The 23,313-nt window shown below is 30.0% G+C and carries 17 protein-coding genes; 1 reads left to right on the top strand and 16 read right to left on the bottom strand.

The window, feature by feature from the left end; all coding sequences use genetic code 11:
- Position 1: 1 nt before the first annotated feature.
- From Q0V24_RS01765 to yaaA, 11 genes are all read right to left on the bottom strand, one after another.
- Complete coding sequence (locus Q0V24_RS01765) at positions 2-2,941, bottom strand: penicillin-binding protein 2 (protein ID WP_297518068.1); 2,940 nt, start codon at positions 2,939-2,941, stop codon at positions 2-4.
- 4 nt (positions 2,942-2,945) lie between these two features.
- On the bottom strand, positions 2,946-3,446 hold the full coding sequence (gene mreD, locus Q0V24_RS01760; protein WP_297518066.1) for a rod shape-determining protein MreD: 501 nt from the start codon (positions 3,444-3,446) through the stop codon (positions 2,946-2,948).
- 18 nt (positions 3,447-3,464) lie between these two features.
- The gene (mreC, locus tag Q0V24_RS01755; protein ID WP_297518063.1) at positions 3,465-4,316 is read right to left on the bottom strand and encodes a rod shape-determining protein MreC; all 852 of its coding nucleotides are present in this window, start codon (positions 4,314-4,316) and stop codon (positions 3,465-3,467) included.
- Positions 4,317-4,323: 7 nt separating this feature from the next.
- Positions 4,324-5,349 carry a rod shape-determining protein gene (locus Q0V24_RS01750; RefSeq protein WP_297518061.1) on the bottom strand — a complete coding sequence of 342 codons (1,026 nt, stop codon included), beginning with the start codon at positions 5,347-5,349 and terminating at the stop codon, positions 4,324-4,326.
- Between the two features lie 17 nt (positions 5,350-5,366).
- Positions 5,367-6,050, bottom strand: a complete 684-nt coding sequence (gene radC, locus Q0V24_RS01745) for a DNA repair protein RadC (protein ID WP_297518058.1) — start codon at positions 6,048-6,050, stop codon at positions 5,367-5,369.
- A 32-nt stretch (positions 6,051-6,082) separates the two neighbouring features.
- Entirely contained in the window at positions 6,083-6,652 is a 570-nt protein-coding gene (locus Q0V24_RS01740; RefSeq protein WP_297518055.1) for a Maf-like protein, read from the bottom strand.
- A 356-nt stretch (positions 6,653-7,008) separates the two neighbouring features.
- A complete protein-coding gene (locus Q0V24_RS01735) occupies positions 7,009-7,782 on the bottom strand; it encodes a hypothetical protein (protein WP_297518052.1) in 774 nt (257 codons plus the stop codon).
- 148 nt (positions 7,783-7,930) lie between these two features.
- Positions 7,931-9,385, bottom strand: coding sequence for an aminoacyl-histidine dipeptidase (locus tag Q0V24_RS01730; protein ID WP_297518049.1), 1,455 nt, complete (start codon positions 9,383-9,385; stop codon positions 7,931-7,933).
- A gap of 255 nt (positions 9,386-9,640) precedes the next feature.
- The gene (gene rpsA, locus Q0V24_RS01725) at positions 9,641-10,786 is read right to left on the bottom strand and encodes a 30S ribosomal protein S1 (RefSeq protein ID WP_297518046.1); all 1,146 of its coding nucleotides are present in this window, start codon (positions 10,784-10,786) and stop codon (positions 9,641-9,643) included.
- 146 nt (positions 10,787-10,932) lie between these two features.
- Positions 10,933-12,342: a DUF2334 domain-containing protein gene (locus Q0V24_RS01720; RefSeq protein ID WP_297518045.1), complete on the bottom strand. Its 1,410-nt coding sequence runs from the start codon at positions 12,340-12,342 to the stop codon at positions 10,933-10,935.
- 94 nt (positions 12,343-12,436) lie between these two features.
- Entirely contained in the window at positions 12,437-13,204 is a 768-nt protein-coding gene (gene yaaA, locus Q0V24_RS01715; RefSeq protein ID WP_297518042.1) for a peroxide stress protein YaaA, read from the bottom strand.
- A gap of 150 nt (positions 13,205-13,354) precedes the next feature.
- Here yaaA and Q0V24_RS01710 point away from each other — a divergent pair, with 150 nt between their 5' ends.
- Entirely contained in the window at positions 13,355-16,324 is a 2,970-nt protein-coding gene (locus Q0V24_RS01710; RefSeq protein WP_297518039.1) for a helicase C-terminal domain-containing protein, read from the top strand.
- A 44-nt stretch (positions 16,325-16,368) separates the two neighbouring features.
- Here the strand turns inward: Q0V24_RS01710 and Q0V24_RS01705 are convergent, their stop codons facing one another.
- The 5 genes from Q0V24_RS01705 to Q0V24_RS01685 form a co-directional block, all read right to left on the bottom strand.
- Positions 16,369-16,794 carry a CBS domain-containing protein gene (locus Q0V24_RS01705; RefSeq protein WP_297518036.1) on the bottom strand — a complete coding sequence of 142 codons (426 nt, stop codon included), beginning with the start codon at positions 16,792-16,794 and terminating at the stop codon, positions 16,369-16,371.
- Between the two features lie 134 nt (positions 16,795-16,928).
- Positions 16,929-17,831: a 3'-5' exonuclease gene (locus Q0V24_RS01700; protein WP_297518032.1), complete on the bottom strand. Its 903-nt coding sequence runs from the start codon at positions 17,829-17,831 to the stop codon at positions 16,929-16,931.
- Between the two features lie 175 nt (positions 17,832-18,006).
- A complete protein-coding gene (locus tag Q0V24_RS01695; protein ID WP_297518029.1) occupies positions 18,007-19,749 on the bottom strand; it encodes a DUF262 domain-containing HNH endonuclease family protein in 1,743 nt (580 codons plus the stop codon).
- A gap of 150 nt (positions 19,750-19,899) precedes the next feature.
- Complete coding sequence (locus tag Q0V24_RS01690; protein WP_297518026.1) at positions 19,900-21,705, bottom strand: DNA mismatch repair protein MutS; 1,806 nt, start codon at positions 21,703-21,705, stop codon at positions 19,900-19,902.
- 228 nt (positions 21,706-21,933) lie between these two features.
- Entirely contained in the window at positions 21,934-22,890 is a 957-nt protein-coding gene (locus Q0V24_RS01685; protein ID WP_297518024.1) for a metal ABC transporter substrate-binding protein, read from the bottom strand.
- Positions 22,891-23,313: the final 423 nt, after the last annotated feature.

Below are 23,313 nucleotides of genomic sequence, written 5' to 3'. Positions count from 1 at the left end.
TTTATTTATTTGCCTCTGAAGTATTTTGACTAGCATTTTTATCTGTAATTTTAGGTAATGGAGGATTTAATGTGTAATCATATGGGACTCCTGCCATTGTTTTTGGATGGTAATTAGGATATTTTGTTTTAATTTCATTTCTGAAATAAGTTTCATATATAGCTCTTGCTACTGGTGCTCCTAAATAACCATGTATACCATTATAAATTACAACTGCTACCGCAATTTGTGGATTTTCCACCGGTGCAAATGAAATATATACTCCCCAAGCTGATCTACCAATATTATGTTCCCCTGATGTTAGTGAAGCTGTTCCTGTTTTACCTGCACTAGGTATTGGGAATCCTTGCTCTCCAAATACATAGTAACCTGTTCCATGAGGGTTATTATTAACATTGTACATACCTTGTTTTATAAGGTCTAAATTCTGCTTTGAAATATTTACTTTATCTATTACTTCAGGCTTAGTTTTTTCAACAACTTGCCCTGCAGGTGTTGTTACTTCATCTAATAAATGAAGTTTATATCTTGTTCCACCATTAGCAAGAGTTGAAACATACCCTGCAATTTGAAGTGGTGTAAACTCACTTGTTCCCTGCCCAATAGCAGCATACCCAAGCTGTGCTGGTGTTGTGATTGTAGTATACATTGTATATGCAACCCAAGCATCTATAGCTCTTGCTGTGGCATTTATATTCTCATCCACTGTGACTTTCGGTTCATTTTTAAGCCAATTATCAATTGAACTTTTAACCGTTGGTGATACAGTGTATAATTTTTTAATTGAAATTTCTAAAGCTTTTTCAAATTCATCTTGTGCTTTTGCACTTTGAACATCTGATTTCCCTACTTTATCTAATTGATCTGTTATAACTTTCTTAACTCCTGCTTTAGCATCTGATGCTTCTTTTGTATCAGTTTTTTCTACTCCAATATCTATTGGTGCAAATTTAATATTAACAGCATCAAAATGACCTGCTTTAAGTGAGTCAACTAAAGTCCACTTTGAATAGAATATTGAACTACTTTTAAAATCTTCAAAATTATAAGCATTTCCAAAGTTTTCAGGTATTTCTATTCCAGTTCCTTTTTTCTCATCTGTCCCTGGCATAGTACCAAGGCCATATTTAGCTGCATAATCACCAATTACATCTAAAGCTTCTGTAGTTTTTCCAAAATGATAGTATAATTTAGCTGCCATATTATAGAAATAGTTATTACAAGAAACTTGTATTGCTTTAACTATATCAACAACTCCATGATCATTATTATCTTTTGGAAGATTGTTACCAAATATATTAGGTTCAGCATGATAATATAATGTTGGTGAATCTGTTACTGTATAACTTGCATTTGTAACTCCAGTTTCTAAAGCAGCCGTGGCTGTTACTGGTTTAAATGTTGATCCTGGTGGTACAAGCCCCATAGTTGCATAGTTAAATAATGGTTTTGGAAGAACATCATATTTATCTGATCTGCCCCCACTTGAATTCTCTGGGAACATTTCATCTAAAGTTTTGTTTAGACCCATCATTTTTATAAACTCTTGCCCTATTTTAGCTACATCAAGATTAAAGTATTTTTTCACTACATCCATACTTACCTTACCAGATGCAAAATCATTAGGATTGTAGTTTGGTAAACTTGCTAATGCAAGTATTCCTCCAGTTTTAACATCAACTGCTACTACGGCTCCCATTCTAGCATTCTTTCCATAAGGTTCATTTTTTTGTATATAATCCATTTGAGTTTGTAACATTTTAGTAGCTGCATATTGAATATCAGCATCTATAGTTAAATGTACATTGTTTCCTGGATAAGCTTCTAATTGATATAAACTTCCGACTTTTTGACCTGCTGAATTAACTTTAACCATATCTCCACCAGTTCTACCTCTTAGAATATTTTCAAAAGAAGATTCTATTCCTGAAACCCCAACTAAATCTGCTGAAACATCATAACCTTTTTGGTCATACTTATTTGCCTGATTTGCTGGTATTGCCCCCATGTAACCTAATACATGTGATGCTAGTGTCCCATATGGGTAATATCTAACCGGTTTTTTCTCTACCTCAATACCTGGCAAAGAACTTAATTTTTGATAAAATATATATGCTGTTTTTTCGCCTATATTTGAAGCTATTTTAATTGGTTTAAAACCTGAATAACTTTGTAACTTCATATCATCTTTTACAAGCATAAATTCTCTAACTTCTGTTAAACTATAAGTTTTTAATAGTTCTTTCATTATATTACTAGGACTCATAGCCTTATATTTTTTATCAAAAGCTACCTGCTCTGTATGTGTCAAAGTCTTTCCTATATTGAGCATATTGTATAGTCCATATTCTTTTGCTAAAATATCAAATGTTTCATCTGGTGTATAAGCTGCTAAAACTTTACCAACTTCCGCCATCTGTTCATCTGTAAATTTACCATTATTTTTAGGGTATAACTTATTTTCAACAGCACCTTCAAGACTTCTATCATACATAAATCTTAACTTTTGACCATTCCACAATTTTTTATCTGTTTCACTAACCGGAAAATCAAAATATAATTTTCCTTGTGGATTTATCTTTAAATTAAAATTATCATCAATCTTATCATAAGCATTATTTTCTTTAAGTATTGATAATACAGAATTTATAGTATTATAAAATTCTATCATTCCCTCAGATGTTTTTGTAAATGTCAGCATATATGCTTCTTTATTTGTGGCAAGTAAATCGCCATCTTGACTATATATTTTTCCTCTAGGTGCCTGTTCTGGCATAAATCTAGTAGATCTTATATTTGCCTTAGCCCTTAAATTGTCATAATCAAAAATCTGTAAATATACAAGACGTGCTAAAATAGCTCCAAATACTATTAGAGCTATTAATGTTAACACTTTAAATCTATTTACAGGTTTTTTCTTCTTATTGTTTACTCTTTTCATTTAATCACCTGTGTTTACCAAATTTCCAAGTTTTCTTCATTAGATTTTTGTTTGATATTCTAGATACCCAACTATACATAACAACTGCCATCACTACATTATAAATAACCATTATAAATATATTTTCTATTGGTACACTTAAAGCTAATGCTTTCCCTATAATTAAAATTATAATAAACTTAACTGCTGTTAGCCCTGCAACAGTTGCTACCGGTATTATTATTCTATTTTTAATTATAGTATCACCTATATATGCAGCTATTAGACATAGTGCTAAATTGATAAGTGCATTTATTCCAAATATATGAGTGAAGTAAATATCCTGTAGTATACCCGAAATACTTCCTAGTATAATAGCATCCCAGTAACCATTTATTGTTGAAACTAATATAACAAAAACAAATAGTAAGCTTGGATAAACGCCTCCAATTCCAAGAAATGGCATTACGCTATTATCTAACACAAATAAAAGTATACAAATAAGGATAAGTATAATTTTTTTCATATCTCTATCCCCTTTGAATTAATATTTTATGTCACCTCTAGATGCATCTTTAGGAACAACTATAACTACTTGTGTTAGAGTATTAAAATCAGCAAATGGTTTAATTACAGCACTTTTTGAAACTTTAACATTATCAGTTTCAACAGCAGTAACCGCCCCTATTCTAATGCCTTGAGGATAAACTCCTCCAAGCCCTGAAGTTAATATTGTATCTCCAGCTTTAATTGCTGAACTCATTGGTAAGTTATAAATTTTTGCAAGTGGTTCTCTGCTACCAATATCTCTGTAACCTCTAACAATACCAGAAACTTCATTAGTTTCCTCCACTGTAGCTGCAACCGCTGTATTTGAGCTTGATATTGTTTGAACTTTAGCCCAATTACTATGAACCTCTATTACAATACCAACTAATTCATTACCTGCAATGACTATCATATCTTTTTTCAACCCTGAATCTGCTCCTCTATCAATAATATATCCTTCATAGAAGCTTCCTCCTGATTGACCAATTATACTTGCACCAACATAATTATATTCTGAATGTTGATCTTTAAAACTAAGTTCTTTCTTTAATTGTTCATTCTGTGTTTTATAAGTATTATAACCAACTAATTGGTTTTGTAATTCTATTACTTGCTTCTTTAAACCATCATTTTCTTCTTTAACTTCTGAGAAGCTAGCAAAGAAATCTATTCCACCTTTTATTTTCTCACCTGCTGTGTATATTGCTTTTTGGACAGGGTTAAATCCTGCACCTAGTGCCCCAGATATAAAATCTGAATTTGTTTTAGCTGTATAAATAATTACACCTAAAAATGTAACTGACAGAACTATAACCGTTACTGCCAGTTTACTTTTAAAAAACTTCATCTAAAATTTAGCCTCTTTGTTGCTTAGCAATTAGATCGAACTTTTCTAATGCTTTTCCTGCTCCTAAAGCAACACAATCTAATGGTGATTCAGCTATGTGAACAGGCATATGTGTTTCGTGGTTTATTAAAAGGTCTAACCCTCTTAATGAAGCCCCTCCACCTGCTAGCATGATTCCTTTATCCATGATATCTGCAGCAAGTTCTGGTGGTGTTTTTTCTAATGTTGTTTTTATTGACTCTACTATTAAAGCAACTGGCTCTTTTAAAGCATCTCTAATTTGACCTTCATTAATTTCAACTATTTTTGGAAGACCAGATAGTAAATCTCTACCTTTGATTTCCATAACTTCATCTTCTTCACCTTCAACTTTGAAAGCTGATCCAAGTTGCATCTTAACTTGCTCTGATGTTCTTTCACCAATCATTAAGTTGTACTCTTTTTTTACATAGTTAATGATTGCTTGATCTAACTCATCTCCAGCAACTCTTAATGACTTGCTTGTAACAATTCCGCCAAGCGAAACAACTGCAACCTCAGTAGTTCCCCCTCCAATATCAACTATCATGCTTCCTGTAGGTTCATCAACTGGAAGTCCAGCTCCAATAGCAGCTGCCATAGGTTCTTCCATAAGAATTACTTCTCTAGCTCCTGCTTGCTTTGTAGCTTCTTCGATAGCTCTTTTTTCTACTTCTGTAACCCCTGATGGGAAACATACTATTATTCTTGGGCTTGTGAAAGCACCTTTATTTGTTACTTTATCTATAAAGTTTTTAAGTAAAGTTTGTGTTACATCAAAGTCAGCTATTACTCCATCTTTTAATGGTCTTATAGCTACTATATTTCCTGGTGTTCTACCTATCATTTGTTTAGCCTCAGCACCTACTGCTAATGCCTTTTTTGTTACATTATTTATAGCAACAACTGATGGTTCTCTTAAAACTATACCTTTTCCTTTAGCAAAAACTAAAGTATTAGCTGTTCCTAGGTCAATTCCTAAGTCTTTAGTCATTCCAAATCCAAATAAACCCATGTTTATTCCCCTTTCGATTATATAATTCCTTTTTCTTTTAAACTTATAAATTTGTTTCTTCCTAATATAACATGATCTAAAAGTTCAATCCCTATGATTTCACCACAAGACTTAATTCTTTTTGTTATATTTATGTCTTCAATACTAGGTGTCGGATCGCCTGATGGATGATTATGACATAAAATTATTGAAGCCGCACTAAAATTAATTGCTTCTTTAAAAATCTCTCTAGGATGTACTATTGAACTATTTAAACTACCTTTAAAAACTTCCTTAGTTGATATAATATTATTCTTAGTATTCAAACATAACAATCTAACAACCTCTTGGTTGTCTTTAAAAAAATTATGTCCAATCAAATCTACTACATCTTTTGCTGATTTAATCTGCAAACTATCTCTTTTTTCATTAGCGGCTCTATCATAAAGCTCACAAGCTGCAATTAATTGAGAGGCTTTTGCCTCTTTGATTCCCTTAATTTTCATAAGAACTTCAATAGGTGTATTAAAAATCCCACCTACACCATTTACATCTGCTAATAGTCTTTCTGAAAGTTTTAAAGCACTTTCATCTTTTGTACCTGTTCTTAATAGTAGAGCTAATAATTCAGCATCAGATAATGCTTTAACTCCTCTATTTAAAAGCTTCTCTCTCGGTCTTTCATCTTTTGGCATATCATATATCTTCAAATTTTGTTTCAAATAAAAACTTCCTTTTTTAGATATTTACACCATTAAAAATCCAATGTTTTGAGTATATTATACAATACGTTTAAAGGTAATCCCATTACATTGTAATAACATCCCTCTATTTCCTCTACAAATACTGCAGCGAAATCTTGTATTCCATAAGCACCTGCTTTATCCATTGGACTTCCTGTATCTATGTACTCTTGAATTTCTTTATTAGTAAGCTTTGAAAACTTCACTTTTGTGAAAACAGCTTTTTGTATTATTTTATTAGTAGTCGTATCAAGAACACATAAACCTGTGCATACTCTATGATTATTACCACTTAAAGAACTTAACATACATTCAGCTTCTTTTCTATTTTTAGGCTTTCCTAATATTTTATTTTCTAGCACAACAATCGTATCCGCTGAGATAACAATAGCTTGCTTTTTAATATTTTGTGCCACTTCTTTCGCCTTACATATTGCTAATTCTTTCACATATGATTCTACATCTCCAGTAAATTTGATAAGTGATTCATCAAATTCAGATGCTATTACCTCGAAATCTTTTACAATCTTTGACAAAAGCTCTTTTCTTCTTGGAGATTTTGAAGCTAAAATTATAGACATATTAAAAATCCGCTCCTATCTTTGAATATAAAATAGTACTTTTTCTAACAAAAATCAACCTAAAATCCTATTTTCTTTATCATCCTATATAGTTTAACATTTATTATTTTTATGCACAAGCATAAAAAGTTCTTTACTAAGAATTTTAATACTTATTTTTACCATAGAAGTTTACAAAAATATTATACATGATTCACACCCAAAATTAAAGAACCCTGAAAGTTTCAGAGTTCTTTGTTTTCTCAATAATTATAATCTATCTACTGTAAATATTTATTAAAATTCAATTACAAGTTGATGTTATTTAAAGGTAATTGCTATAACAATTTTTGGGGAATTATCAAAATTTTAACCCTTTATTTATAACTACTTACAACATTGTATATTGTCTGATATATCTTTTCAATTTCTTTACTAGTAATTTCAACTGGAAGTTCATTTATCATTTTTTTCATTGCTATAAAATTACTAAGCTTTGCATCATCTGTAACTTCTGTTAATGTACTTGCCCAAGTTTTAAATTTGTCACTTTTAACACTTGCTACATCTGCCTCATTTAACTTTACTGTTATATCAAGAATTCCATTTACCATTTCTATTATAGCTTTATCTGTTACTGTTTCTCCTGGAAGATTGAATCTTACTTTTGTGTTCTCAATTTCTTTTTTAGTAAATTCATCTAATAACTTCTTAGCCTCTGCTTCACTACCGATATAACATACAACTCTAAACTTATCACCCTCAGTTAAAATTTTTGCACTTTCTCCAATTTTTTCTTTTACTGCATCAGCACTTTCTTTCTTAGAAAAATATCCACATTGGACAACTGTGTATGTAGTAGCTTCTGTTGTACTTGCACTTTCTGTTTGCTCTTTTTCATCTTCTTCTTTTTCCTCTGCAACTACTGGTGGAACTTCAATCTCTTCACTTGGATCTTCTGTTGGTTTTTTCTCTTCTGTTTGAGTTGTCTTATCTTTTAGTTTTGTTTTTTCATTAACAGGGAACATTTGGAAAAATATTAAACTTCCGATAAGTAATGCTAAGACAACCACTGCAAGTATCATCATAATTGTAGTTTTCCAGTCATCATTCTTTTTCTTTGGTTTCATATCATATCTTGTATACTTCATAAATTCACCACCTTAAAATATCTCTATATAAACATACTTATTTAAATGATGCTGAATTTATTCCTAAAAATCATAAATATTTCAAAAAATTATGTAAAGTAAATAAAAAAAATCCTCTGCATAAACTTACAGAGGATTTTTATATTTATTATTTTAAAGCTTTAAGTAATTCTATTAAGAATTCCCAAACATTTTTTATTGAACTTATGCTAACATGCTCGTCTGGTGTGTGAACATCTGCCATGTTAGGACCAAATGAAATCATATCAAGTCCAGCTTCAACTTTTTCACTTAAAAGTCCACATTCAACTCCAGCGTGAATAGCTACAAGTTTAGCATCTTCTCCTGTCATATCTTTATAAACCTTTTTAGCAATCTCTCTTACTTCTGATTCTGGGTTATACTCCCATGATGGATAGCTTGATGAAACTTCAAGTTTTGCTCCAATTACATCTGCAACATTTTGAATTTTATCAAGGAATGCCCATTTTTGGCTATTAACTGAACTTCTTGTAGCACTATCAAATGATACTGTCTCATTAGTTGTAGTAACTACTCCAAGATTTGTTGAAGTCTGAACAAGTCCATCCATGTCCATGCTCATAACTTCTACTCCGTTAGGCATTAATTGAAGTCCCATGATAACTTTTCTCTTAGTTTCTTTTGAGAATATTTCAAGTGGCATAGCCTCTTCTTTTACCATCTCAACAATAACATTAGGGTCTTGAACTCTAAGTTCTGCTTTTATTTCATTTTCAACTTTTTCTACTATTTCACTCATTATTGCTATATCTTTTTCATCTATAACAACTAAAGTATCTGCTTCTCTTGGTATAGCATTATTTTTTGAACCACCACTTATTAAAGCCATGTCAAAATCAACAACTTTATAAATTTCATTTAATAGTCTACCCATTAATTTATTAGCATTTCCTCTAGCTTTGTTAATTTCCATTCCTGAGTGTCCACCTCTTAATCCCTTAACTCTAAGTTCATAAGCAACTTTCTCTTCAGGTGTTTGTGTCCAATCTATATCAATTACTAATGTATTTCTTGCACCACCAGCACAACTTACAAGTAATTCTCCCTCAACTTCTGAATCTGCATTAAGAAGTATTTGTCCCTTAATATTTTTTCCATCAAGTGCAATTGCACCACTCATTCCAACTTCTTCATCTGTTGTAACTAAAAGTTCTAAAGCTGGGTGCTCATAATTCCCTGCAAGAACTGCCATTCCATAAGCAACAGCGATTCCATTATCAGCTCCAAGAGTTGTGTCTGTAGCGTAGATATTATCTTCAACTATTCTTAATTTTAATGGATCTTTTTCAAAGTCATGCTCTGTTCCTTTATTTTTTTCACAAACCATGTCCATGTGTCCTTGAATTATAACACCTTTAGCATTTTCATATCCTTTAGATGCTTCTTTTCTTATAACAATGTTATTTGCTTCATCTTGGATAACTTCAAGATTTAATTCATTAGCAAACTTAACAAGATAATCACTTATTGCCTGCTCATTACCTGAACCTCTTGGGATTTGTGTAATCTCCTCAAAATATTTAAAAACATCATATGGTTGTAATTCTTCTAATACTCTCATTTCATTCACTCCTAAATTCATTTTATATTTTAAATATCAACTGATATCTTTCTACTATCTTTATTTTATAGAATTCTTTATTTCATTGAAATTCTACAAAAAATTTATTTCTTATTTATATTATACCAAACTTTTCTTCTTAGAACTAATTCTTTTAAAGATTAAACTTTCTTCTTATTTATAGAAAAAGAAGTTAAAACATAATCAAATTACATTTTAACTCCTCTTTTTAATATTTATATCAGTATTCTATTCCTAGAATTTAAAATCTTTGAATAAATCTGAAAGTCCACCAAAGTCTTCTTCAGCATCATTATACTGTTCGTATTCTACTGATCTATCAACTGCTTCTTTTATGCTAAGTGACAATTTTTCTTTTTCTATATCAATAGCAAGTATTTTAACTTTAACTTCTTGACCCATTTTTAATACATCACTAGCTGAATTAATTCTATCTTCTGATATTTGTGAGATATGAACAAGCCCTTCAACTCCACCATTAACCTGTGCAATCGCTCCTACTTGAATAAATCTAACTATTTTAGCATCTACTGTTTCACCAATTTTATTCTCTTTAGCAAATTTAGTCCATGGATTTTCACATAAATCTTTTAATGAAAGTGAAAGTCTCTCCCTAGCTAAATCTACTTCTTTAACATAAACTTCAACAGTATCCCCTACTGTTAATATATCTTCCACTTCTCTAACTCTAGTCCAAGCAAGGTCATTTATGTGTATTAAGCCTTCAACTCCACCAATATTAACAAATGCTCCAAATTTAAGGATTTTTGTTACTTTACCCGTTCTATTTTCACCTGCTTGTATTGTTCTTAAAATTTTTGCTTCTTCAGCTTTCTTTGCAACTTCTTCTATAACTCTTCTTGAAACAACAACTTTTCTATCTTCTTTGTTAAACTCTATTAATTTAACTTCTAGAGTTGTTCCAACTAAAGTTTCTATATTCTCTATTCTTCTAGCAGCACACTGTGATGCTGGCATAAATACTCTTATCCCATCAATATAAGCAAGTAATCCACCTTTTACAGCTTCTTTAATTTTAATTTCAAAAGTTTTATTTTCTTTGAATATATCCTCTAACTTATCCCATGCTTTTATAGCATCAGCTTTTCTTTTTGATAATGCAACATTTCCATCCCCATCATCTGTGCTAATTACCATAACATAGATTTCATCATCTGCATTTATAGTACTCATATCAAAATCAACATCACTTGATATTTCACTTTTTGAAACTACTCCGTCTGCAAAATGTCCTATATTAACTATGACTGCATCATTGTTAACACTAACAACTTTCCCTTTAATTATTTCACCTTTTCTAAAGCTCTTTAATTCAAAGTCATTCATTATTTCATCCATTGACATATTTTCATTGCTCATAGTTTACATCTCCTTGTAACATACAACATAATATTTTTATCTAATAGCCTATAACATACTATCATAAATTTATAACTAAAATTTTAATATGCTATAAACTCCTATTACACTTATTTTACATAACTATTCTAAATAACTCAATACTTCTACTTCAAATCATTTATTGTTATTGTTGCATGACCTGATTCATTTAAAGCTTTCACTATATTTTGAAGTGGTGAATTCTCTAGATGCTCAGTTTTCACAACTCCATTTTCACCCTTATTAAACTTAAAGAACTCCATCTCTTTAATTGGGTGAAGATAAAATGCTGTTAGTATATTTTTTCTATTTATATTCTTTTCTATCTTCTGTGCCATATCACTACCATCTTTTGCTTCTGTATAAAGAAGTGGTGCTGGTACATATATAGTCGAATCATTTCTTTTACTTACCACAGTCTGGAAGTTCCAATATATTTTGTAAGGTTCAAAACAAGCATCTATATATTCTTCTATAATAGTCTGCTGCTTTTTAGTTGCATGATAATGTCCACTCTCAAAGAATGAAACTGGAATTTTTAGATACTTTGCAGTTTCAAATGCTGACTCTACAAGTTTCCTTGTTTCCTCTTCACTTGTATTAAACTCTGTACTTAAATCACTACCAATACCCGACTTATAAAGTCCTGCTTGATGAGTATACCCATGAAGTCCAATCACTCCGCCTCTATAAATCATATAGTCTAACATATTTACAAACTGAATATTTGCCATACTCTTTATTACCATCAAATCATTATCTATTTTATTTGCAGGGTCTTTAAATCTTGGAATCCAAGCTACATTAAACACCACCCCATTCTCATAAAGATAATCTGCAGTTGCCTTTGTACTTTGAACTCCATGATTAGTTACATATTCATCCCCTGCTCTTACATCTTCTAGTCTAATCATTGCACCTTTACCTGATAATTTATTTCTATCAACTATTGGTGTTACTTTCTTTTCTAACTTAAACAGGCTAACTACCTTTTTCTCATGGTCCCAACTATCTCCAAGTGATAAAATTTGTTCTAGGTCATTTAATGATATGTATGTTTCTCCAAGCATATCTATTAAATCCCCTCTTAATATATTAAGAGTTCCATCCTTTAAGAAGTTTTTATTAACCAAATCAAGTCTTACACCCTCTATTTCATAAACATTATCTGCACTTGAATATTCTATGCCCATACTATCTAAAAACTTATCTAAAGAAAAATAATATCTTTGGTATTGTTCTATTACAACACCTGCTTCCTCTAAAACTTTTCCATTAAACTCAAACTTAACATCCTTTACTTCTTTTACATCATCAAAATGTGTAAGCTCTACTTCCTTTTTAATATGTTCATCTCTTGATACATATGAATCCTTATATACAACTTTTCCATCTTCAACTCTTATATCTTTTATCATAGAAAATCTATAATAGCATACTGTTCCTACATATATAACTACTACTGTCCCAAGCACTCCTAAAAGTACATTTCGAACTTTTTTCCATAAACCTTTTTTTAATTTCACCTTTGCCATATTGTCCCCCTTAACATCAAGTGTTAATAATATGATAAGGTAATATTATACAATTAGATATATAGTTCAAATAAATTTATTACTTTATTAATTTTTACAATGCATCTCTTGTGAACACAAAGTTTTCATCATCAGATAACTCTTGTGCAAACTCATATCTATCATAATCAAAAGCTTTTAAGCCTTCTACTTCTTCAATTCTATTCTTAACCATGAAATTGACCATCATTCCTCTAGCCTTTTTAGTATGAACTACTACCGTTCTATACTTTAATCCCTTTCTTTCCTTAAATACTATATTAACTACCTTAACTCTCTTTTTAAGTTTTAAAACTTTTGCATACTCATTAGAAGCAAGATTTACTATAACTTCTTCCCCACTACTATGAACTTCTTCTAATATACTATCTGTTAAAATTTCACTCCAAAAATCATAAAGGTCCTTACTTCCATTAACTGAAAGCTTAGTTCCCATCTCTAATCTATAAGGTATCATCCCATCAAGTGGTCTAAGTGAACCATACATACCAGATAAAATTCTAAGCTTCTTATCACAAAACCTCAGCTCATCATCAGTAAAGTTTATTGCATCTATACCTCTATAAACTTCTCCTGAAAAACTTAAAACTGCTGGCTTCTCATTTTTCCCATCATAAACTTCCCAATCTTGATTTCTTCTAAAATTAAGTTCTGCAAGCTTATCATTTATCTTCATTAAATTTGTAAGTGCTGGAATCTCATATTCTTTTAGAGTATCCATAACTTCCTTTGACTTATCTAAAAATCTTGGTCTTGCCACTTCTATATTTAAATTTATATTTGTTTCATCCATACCTTTTGCAGGTGTTATAATTGCTATCATAATTTCTCCTACTTTCTCTAAAATACATTTTTTCTAATTATATTATTTATTTTACTCATTTTCAAATGCTCATAAGAACTTATGTTCTATAAAATTTAAATTTAGGGTATAATATTAGTTAGCAAATTTTTTAAAGGGAGGTAGAAATTTATGAACTCATACTTTGATAATGTAGTTTATATGGATATAAAAACTAGCAGTCTTAGTTCAAAAGATGGAGAAATTTTAGAACTAGCTTGTGTTAAGTTTTCTAAAGAGAAAGTTTCATACTTCCAAAGACTAATTAAAAATAAAACTAGAGTTAGTAAAACTGTTATGGAAAATCTACCTGGTATTGAAGCTATTGACCTTGCTAAAGCACAGGAACTTGATATTGTTTTAGATGAAGTAAAACTTTTTATTGCTAATCTTCCTATAATAACTCATAACGCTAACTTCAAAAAAGAATTCTTAGAAGTAGCCTTCTTTAAAAGTAATATGATTATAAAAAATAAGTTTCTAGATTCAGTAGAACTTATAGCACTTATAGAGCCTTATCATAGAGAATATACGCTAAAGTCATTTGCTAAAAATATTCTTAGAAAAGATTTTATTAATAGGGCTAGTGAGAATGTAGCTTATACTATTGAGATAATAAATAAAATTCTTGAGCGAAATAATATAGGTGATTTTACAGCACAATATACTCAGCTTATTGGGGATTGGGCTTTTACTCCTTATCTTGAAAAGTATCATCTTAATGAGGAGCTTATGAAAATTAAGCCTGAAGTTGAAGTTATAGATATTGAAGAAAAAGATATAACTCCTATAAAACTTAAAAGGAATTGTGAGGATTCACTAAAAGATATAAAAGCTTTTAAAGCTATAAACCCTACATATAAATTTAGACAGGCGCAGTATGATGTAATGCAAAATGTTAGAAAAACTTTAGATACTGGTAGTATCTCAATAATTGAAGCTCCTACTGGGACTGGAAAAAGCATAGCTTATCTGCTCCCATCTATAGTTAAAGCATATAAAACAGGACAAAAGATATTTATATCTACAAATACTAAAGAACTTCAAAGACAATTAACCCAAAAAGATATACCTTTTCTTTTAAAGAGTTTTGACCTTGAGAATAAAGTTGATTTTGTAAATATCAAAGGTAAAGGAAATTATATCTGCCAAGAAGTTCTTGAAGATATTCTAAAGGATACTATCTATGACCAAAATAAATCTACAACAGAAAAACTCGCACTAATATATCTTGATAGATACAGTAAATCTGGTCAATATGGTGACTTTGAGGAAATAAACTACTTTGTCAGAGAACAATTTAAACTTGATAACTTCATACATTTTTGTAGTTCTGATAGTGATGGTTGTGATATTAAAAACTGTCATAAGAAGTGTTTCTATAAAAATACAGTAGAAAAACTAAAAGATAGTTCAATTGTAGTTCTTAACCACTCTCTTCTTTTAAAATGGAGTTATGATGATGAAATTAAAAATGTAATTATAGATGAAGCACATAATCTTAGTGATTCCATATTTGATGCTTATGCAGGTGCTATAAATTCAAGAGGAGTTAAAAGACTTTTACTTGAAATTTTAGACTTTGAGAAGAAAAAGGGTTATATAAATTATGTTTGGAAGCATACTCAAAATCGTTCAAGTAACTTTAGAGAAAAACTTCGTGATAAAATGAAAACTGCTTTTAATACAATGGAGCGAATTCCGTATGTTTCACTTAAATCATTATCACTTGAATATGACCTTGATGTAACTTTTAATCAAGAGTATCCAAACTTTAATGATGTTAAACATGAATTATTAGTTTTAAAAGAAGACCTTTTAGATATTTATAAAGACCTTAAAAACTTTATATCAGGAAATAACCTTGAAGATTCTAAAGTTAAAAATAGAGCTGAAGTTTTAATAAAAAAAATAGATAGGGTTAAAGAATGTATAGACTTTATAGAAATTTATACAGCAGACCATGAAAAATCAAATTGTTATGGATATTACTGTTCAAAAAATAGAAAAGGCTTTGAAGCTTATATTAAAGACCTTAATTCACCACTTATCTTCTTTGAAAAGTTTTTAAATAATACTCATAGTTGTGCTTTTCTATCTGCTACTCTAAAAAACAAAGGTAGATATGATGAATTTAAAAGATCACTTGCAATAGATAAAGTAGAAAATAGACTTATAAATGAAGTTAAGGATGTTGATAACAGCTTTGATTTACCAAGACGAACTGTTGTAGCCTCTCCATCAGATACACCTAGATATTATGATGAAGATTTTAATAAATTCATGGTGAAAACAACACTTGATATACTACAAAAAGTTCCTGGGAATCTACTTATACTTTTCACAAGTAAAAGAAGACTTGAAAACTTTAAAGAAAAAATAAGCTTATTCCTATCAACTAATAATATAAAGATTTATCAAGGGAAAAGAGATATAGAAAAACTTCAAGATACAAGTCAAAGAGCTGTACTTTTGGGTTCTAGAGGATTTTTTGAGGGGATTGATATTCCTGGAGATGCACTTAGCTGCGTATTAATGGATAAACTACCTATCATAAACCCAAGTGACCCACTCTACTCTAAACTTATGAGAAATGGTAGAAGCTTTAGTTCTATAAATAATCCTAGAGTTGTTACAAGTTTTAAACAATGTTTTGGAAGGCTTATAAGAACAGAACTTGACTATGGTTATTTTGTAGTTTTTGATAAAGGAAAAGATAACTCTCTTTGGTCAGAACTTTCAAGAGAATACCCAAAGATTACTTTCACAAGCGAAAATTCAAAATCACTAACAAAGAATATGGATAGAAAATTTATTGAATGGAATACTTTAAACATGGACATAATAATAGAGAAAAGTATTTCAAGCCTAGAGATATATCTTAAAGATAATAAAAAAGAGCTATTTGGCAACTCCCTAAAGCTAATAGATTCTTTAAATAGATTTTATGAACTTGAACTTCGCAAAAAGAAATTAAATCAGAATATAATCTTTGAGAGTAATAACAAAAAACTACTGTCATTTTATAAGCCTCTAGGCATCGAAATACAACTAAGAAATAAAAGATTAATTACAGAAACAATAGCTAAATGTTTTAAATAAATACACTCAAAAAAAGCCCCAAAACTTACGTCTTGGAGCTTTTTTTATTTTAAACTAGTATGTTTTTTTTCACTTAATTTCGAATAACAATATTCAATTATATCACTTCGCTTAATTATCCCTATAAAGACCCCATCATCATCCACTACTGGAACAAAGTTTTGAGATGTCGCAAGTGATATTAAACTGTCCATATCAGAGTTTATAGTAACACTTTTGTGATTTACCTTTTTTTCAATACTTTTAACTTTAACTTCATTTGTATTTTCAAAAGTTAATCCCTTAGTATTTTTTAATTTCCAAAGTAAATCCCCTTCTGTTAATGTTCCTACATAAATCCCTTCATCATTTATTAGTGGAATTGCTGTATAACTATGATGTTCCATTCTTTCTAAAACTCTTCTCATAGTTGCACTTTCTTTTTCATGAACCACTTCAATTTTTGGAGTTAGGAAAAACGCAATATTCATTATTAATCTATCCCTCATCTTTTTCTATATTTGTAATATTAAAAGCTAATAAACTTTTACTACCACTTATATTCTATCATATTTAAAATTGATTTTGATTACCTTAATTATTACATATCAATTAATTTTTACAATTATTTCCTACTGCTTTTAAATCTATATGAATAATTAAAATACTCATAATTATCTAAAGCTGTAATTACCTCTGTATGTATAATCCCACCAGCAATATTTTTTCTTAAAACTACTTCTTGAAGGTATCTAGCATCACAAGCTTCACATATTCCAAGTGATAAGAATTTAGTTTCTAAATATGCAAGTGGCTCAATTACATTAAGCTTTTCTGAGCACTTCTCACATTTAAACTCCATCATATGCTCCTGTGGATTATGACGTCTTAAATCTTTTATCTTTAGTGTAGGTAATGCATATACATCATCAACTATATGTTTTTCTATAGTATCTTTTTTATATATTTTTCTAAGCACATCTGCTGTATAAACTGCATCATTTAACGCATCATGTAACTTGCTATTATCAACCTCTATTTTAAGTTCCTCTAATGCAACTTTAAGTCCTATAGGTTTTTTATAAGATAATAACTTTGTGCAATATTCTTGTAAATCTAAGTATTTTTTAATCCAAAATACATCATTGTGCCCTTGGTATTTAGCATTAATAACTATCTCCGCAATATCATCAGTTGCCCATGAACAAACTAAATTATCTTCACCAACAAACTTTTTAAGTTCAATAAGTCCCTCTTTAAGAGTAACTGCACCTTTAAGGTGCTGCTCTGTTATCCCAGTCATATCTGTAATTTTAGGATTTAAAACTGGAAATGCACAAGACTTTGTATAAACCTTGAATTCATCTATTTGTTTCATATTTTCATCAAGTTTTACAGCACCTATTTGAATTATTTCATTTTGAACCTCTAAAGTTCTAAGGTGTCTGTTTCTTTCATATAAATGCGGAAAATATTTAGTTATATTCTGCATATTGTTAAATTCTAAATCTAGTATTATATATCCCATTCCTAGCATCCCTTCATTTTTACCATATCTAAGTTAGCATCTTTTTTATCTATAGCTAACTTCAATTTATTTTTTCTTTAATCTACTAAACTACCCTATCAATTTAAAAGGCCCTAAAGAGAGATTATATTATGTAACTCCCCTTAGAGCCTATTTCAAACTAGCTAAGTTTTTTCTAGAATTTTGTCCACATCTCTAATGCTTTAGCAGCAAGAGCATTTTGTCTTTTTTCTAAAATATCCATATTCCAGTTTTCATTTGCAAATATTTCTTCTGTAATTTTAAATTTACCTTTTTTACTTAAGTACTCTTCTACTTTTTCAGTAAATGGTTTGTTATTAAGTCTTGTGTTTTTAGCTCCTGCTATAAGAACTAAGTTTCCAAGCTTATTAGCAAAGTTTCTTCTTTGGTCTGCTTTAAAGTTTACAAGCCATGAAGCATCTTTAGCATTTCTAGGTAATACATGTTCTACCATTACTTTATTAGTATAGTAGTCAACTATTTCCCCTTCATTAAGTTCCATATCCATTCTTACGAACACATATTTTGGAACTGTCATTCTTCCCTTACTATAGAAGTCCATATCATTTAATGCATTTCTAAAGAATCCTGTTGTTTTCTCAAGGTCTGCAATAAAAGCATCACTTTGTCTGATTGCATCAAGAGATGCTGCACTATCTATAACATTAATTATATCATAAACTCTTGTAAGTCTATCTGCAAATGAGTTACCATTTACCCAATCTATTACAATTCTTTTCTCTAAAAGCTTAACAAATGCTAAAATATCATCAGCACTTGGGTTAAATTTCTCTACAAATCTGATTATAGCTGCTGCCCAATCTTCATATGGTAAGAATTCTCTCATTGCTGTAAGTAAATTTTTGTAATATATATTTTTATTTTTATCATCTGAACCAAGCTCTGCATCTACAACATACTTGCTATATATTTCTTTGATAGCATGCATGTGATTTGTAAACTCTACACCCTTGTATCCATCTTTTTTTGGATAAATAACTTTTGTATACTCATCATATAATGAAGCTTCTGCTTTCTTTTTAAGAGTTGTTGTTCTCATAAATCCTATAAGCATTTCAAGAGCATCTTTTCCTAAATCAATCTCATCATTTTCCCATATTTCTGTATACTTTTGTCTTTCTTCTAAAGGTATAACTCTAAGATTTTCACTTTTTAGAAGATCTGCATTTGTAAGAGGTAATCCTCTTGAGTTGATAACGTTGAATAATCTAAATGCTGACTCAAATGAGTTAGTAGTTATAACAACTAAAACAACTTTTTGTAATAAGTACTTTATAAAGTCATTTAACTTACTTTCAAGTAAAATTCCTTTTTCATCTATAAAGCTAGTTCTAAATATCTCTAAAGCATTTACCATGTTTAACTTAGTTTCTGAAAGTTCTGCTTTATCAAGCTCTGTAACAAGGCTAGTTCCCATTTCTGTAAGAACATACTTCTTAAAGAAATCACTCTCTTTTCCTCTTACTTTAACTCTTATGTTCTCTTCTATTCCCATAAGCTCATTTGGCTCTTGGTATATTAATGATGTTAATACTTTTCTGTACTCATCATTATTTATTATGTCTCTAATTGTTGCTATAAGCATTATTAGTGAAGTAAGTCTTTGCTGTCCATCTATAACTTCATAACGCCCAAATCCATCTTCTCTATATTCTTTTCCACAAAGAACTACACTTCCTATAAAGTATGGCTCATAGTTTTCAAAATCTTTTCCCTCATTTAATCTTATAGAATCATTGATATCATCAACTAATTGCTTTAAGTTTTCTGTTGTCCATGAATAAGCTCTTTGATAATCTGGAATCTCAAATAAGAACTTAGGGCTTAAAAGGTCTTTTATAAAATATTCTTTTGCTTTAATTTTTTCCGTAAACAATGCGTTTCCTCCTAAATATCAGAGATTTTTTAATCTCATAAAAAAAAAGCCTTTTATAAAATTAAAAGGCCTAATTCTCTATATTATGTTAACTATGCTTTCAGTATATCAGATTTACTCCATTTTGTCTAAGCATCCACGTGTGTCTAACTATTCTATTTCAATACCTGCCATCCTCATAAGATACCTAGCATTTCTTGTCTTTGAAACACCTCTTCTAAGTTTATAGTCAAATCTTAACTTATTCTCCTCATAAAACTCTCTAAAGTTGTAATTTATAATATAATTAATATCTGTTTCCATATCACAAAGTTCTAAATCATGAGTTGATACAAGCCCTATACTCTCACCCTCTAAAAGTTGATTTATAAGAACCTGTGCACCCTCATGTCTATCAACAGAATTTGTACCCTTAAATATTTCATCAAGAAGGAAAATTATTCTCTCACCTCTTTTTGAAGCATCAACTATATTTTTAACTCTTAAAATCTCTGCATAAAATGAAGATATACTCTCATTTAAATTATCAGTAGTTCTCATACAAGTGTAGATATTTACTATTGGTGTACTAAATTCTTTTCCCTTAACCCCAAGACCTAGATAAGACATAAACATACTAAAGCCAACAGTTCTAAGGAAAGTACTCTTACCTGACATATTTGAACCTGTTATAAGCGCTACTCTTTTATTTGTATCAAGAGTGAAACTATTTGATACTCCAACCTCAAGCAACATAGGATGAACAACTTCCATAGCTTCAATCACTAAGTCATCATTAATTGTAGGAAGTACATACTCCTCTCCTGAAATAACACTAAGACTTTCTAATGCTTCAAATTCTCCAAGTGCTCTCATCCAATTCCCCACATTATCTTTATGCTTTACTTTCCATCTTTCTGCCCTAGCTAAAAGATGGTAATCCCAGTAAAATACTGCATTAAATAATTTATAAAAAGCATTTTGCCTATCATTAAGCCATGAGCCCACCTTATAAAGTTCTCCAAGTGCCTCACTTGCATTCTCTTCCTTTTTAACTAGACTCTTCACTTCATTTAATTTATCTGACTTAAAATCTTCCTTTTCTAAAAGTGCTAAAGCAGTTACATACCCTGAAAGCTCACCTTTTAATTCATCAAAAAGTTTAACTCCCTCTTCTGCTTCTTTCCCAACATTACTTACTATAAATAAATTAATAGCAAGAAGTATAAGTACAACCTTAAAATCTAACATTCCAAGAGCCATAAATACTATTGCAATACATGTAACTGCTGGTGCAACAAACTTTAAAACACTAATCCCTGTAGATAAAAGATGTTTATTATCAATTTGTACCCAATCTAATAAATAATGCTTTGTAATATCTTTCTTTTTTACATCCTTAGAATATGACTTTCTTAAAGCCGATAAAAACTTCTCTCTTAAAACATACTTTTCTGAAAGTTCTTTTAAAGCCTTTTGACTTCTATAAATTTCATTTTTGCTAAGTCCATCTTTAAAAAGAAGTTTATCCTTTAAAGCTTCTCTTCCATAAATAGTTCTTGTAGCATTTATCCATTGGAAAAATGATTTTTTACCAAAGACATCTAAATCTCCTGAAAAACCATGACCTGCCTCAAGATATTCCTCTCCTGTATCAGAAAATGACTTCCACTCACCATTACTTCTTTTTATATCATCCGAATTTAAATCCACTGAATTTTGAGCTTCATTCATATCCTCCTCTATACTATTATGCCATTTTATAAGAGCAAAAAAGACTATAACAGACACCACTATAAATGTAACTGATATAAACTTAAAACTACTTCCAAAGAAATAATTTGCTCCAAATACAATTAATACAAGGCAATCTATAAATCTTAAAAAACTTACTAAATTATATTTACTCTTATAACCTTTTAATTCTTCTTCTCTCTCTTCTATTCTTTTTTTATAAAATCCTATTTTTTCAACCATAATACTCCCCCCTTTTAATCGTTTATAGTTTACTTAATTATTAACTAAATTATACCATGCAATGACCTTTTTTAATTTAGACAAACTATAAACCTTTCTCACCATTTAATTTATTATGTAAAGTCTTTATCTATAATTTATATTAGCTACCACCTAAAAATATACCTAATTAATGTAGATATAAAATAAAAAGCTAGTTCAAAATTTAACTTTTGAACTAGCTTCTCTCTATTTTAAATTATTATATATAGTCTCTAGGTTTTCTTTCATAGTTTCTATATAAGATTTATCTCCATTTTTAGTTTCAAGACTTGATATTTTAACAACCTTAGCTCCAACTTCATTAGCTAAAGTTTGTGATATCTTCTCACTTGCTGAATCTGGCATAAATATTACTTTTACATTGTTAGCTTTGCAATATTCTGAAAGTTCTTTTAGGTGTTGTGGTGTAACTTCTCCCTCACCAAAAGCATCTTCAACACTCTTTTGTGTTAACCCTAAATCTCTGCAAAGATATGCAAATGCTGCGTGACCTGTTACAAAATTTTTATTAGATAAAGTTTTGAATTTTTCTCCATACTCTGTTGAAATAGAATCAAGCTGCTCTGCAAGTTTATTATAATTAGCTGTATAGTAATCTTTATTAGTTGGGTCTACTTTTATAAGACCTTCTTCTATAAGTTTAGCCTGACTTTTTGCCTCTGTGAAACTAAGCCATATATGTGGGTCTATTCTTCCATGGTCATGCCCATCACCCTCTGTGTGCTCATGGTCATGCCCAATAGCTTCTTCTTCATCACTAACTGCAATTATCTTCGCATTTTTAGATGTGTTAACAACCGTAATTTTATCAGAATTAACTGTTTCAAGGACTTTATCTACCCAATGTTCCATTCCAAGTCCATTATATATAAATAAGTTTGCCTTACTTAGCTCTACCATATCTTTTGCTTTTGGCTCAAAATCATGTGGCTCTGCATTATCAGGAACCATTGAAGTTACTGAAACTTTGTCCCCACCTATTATTTCTGTAAATTCTTTTACTGGATAAATACTTGTCATTACTTTTATCTTTCCTGAATCTTCTTTTTTATTGCCAACTTTAGCACTAGCAGTTGTTGTGCAAGCTGCAAATCCTAATACTAAAACACTTATTATTGCCCCAAAAATCAATTTCTTTTTCATTTATATCTCCTCAATCTCATCTCTCTTAATGCAAACTGTTTGCATCTGTTACTTTTATGATACTTTTTTTAAATCTCCTTGTCAACTAATTGTTTTTCTCAATTAAACAAAAGAAAAAGACCATCTAAAGATTAATTTGCATTATTCATTAGATAGTCTATTCCTTTTTTGATAGAAGAATTTAATTAATAAATTTCTTTTCTAAGTTACTATTAATTTTTGGTGGTCCATCCATAATAAACACTCCTTAACTATTTTCTCCGTTAAATATTGTATTTTCATACTTCTAACGTAGCTTCGTCAAATCTTTTTATTCTAGGTGACTTATCAGTTCTTCTATCCTGTTTCTCGCCATTTCACCTGTAATGGAACTACTATTTTGCATCCGTCTTGATCTGTTCATAGCTTCTCACTCCGATCTTC

The organism is uncultured Clostridium sp. (genome assembly GCF_947039605.1).
GTDB lineage: Bacteria > Bacillota > Clostridia > Clostridiales > Clostridiaceae > Sarcina.
The sequence above is the reverse complement of the archived record's forward strand: the minus strand, read 5'-3'. Positions and strand labels throughout refer to the sequence as shown.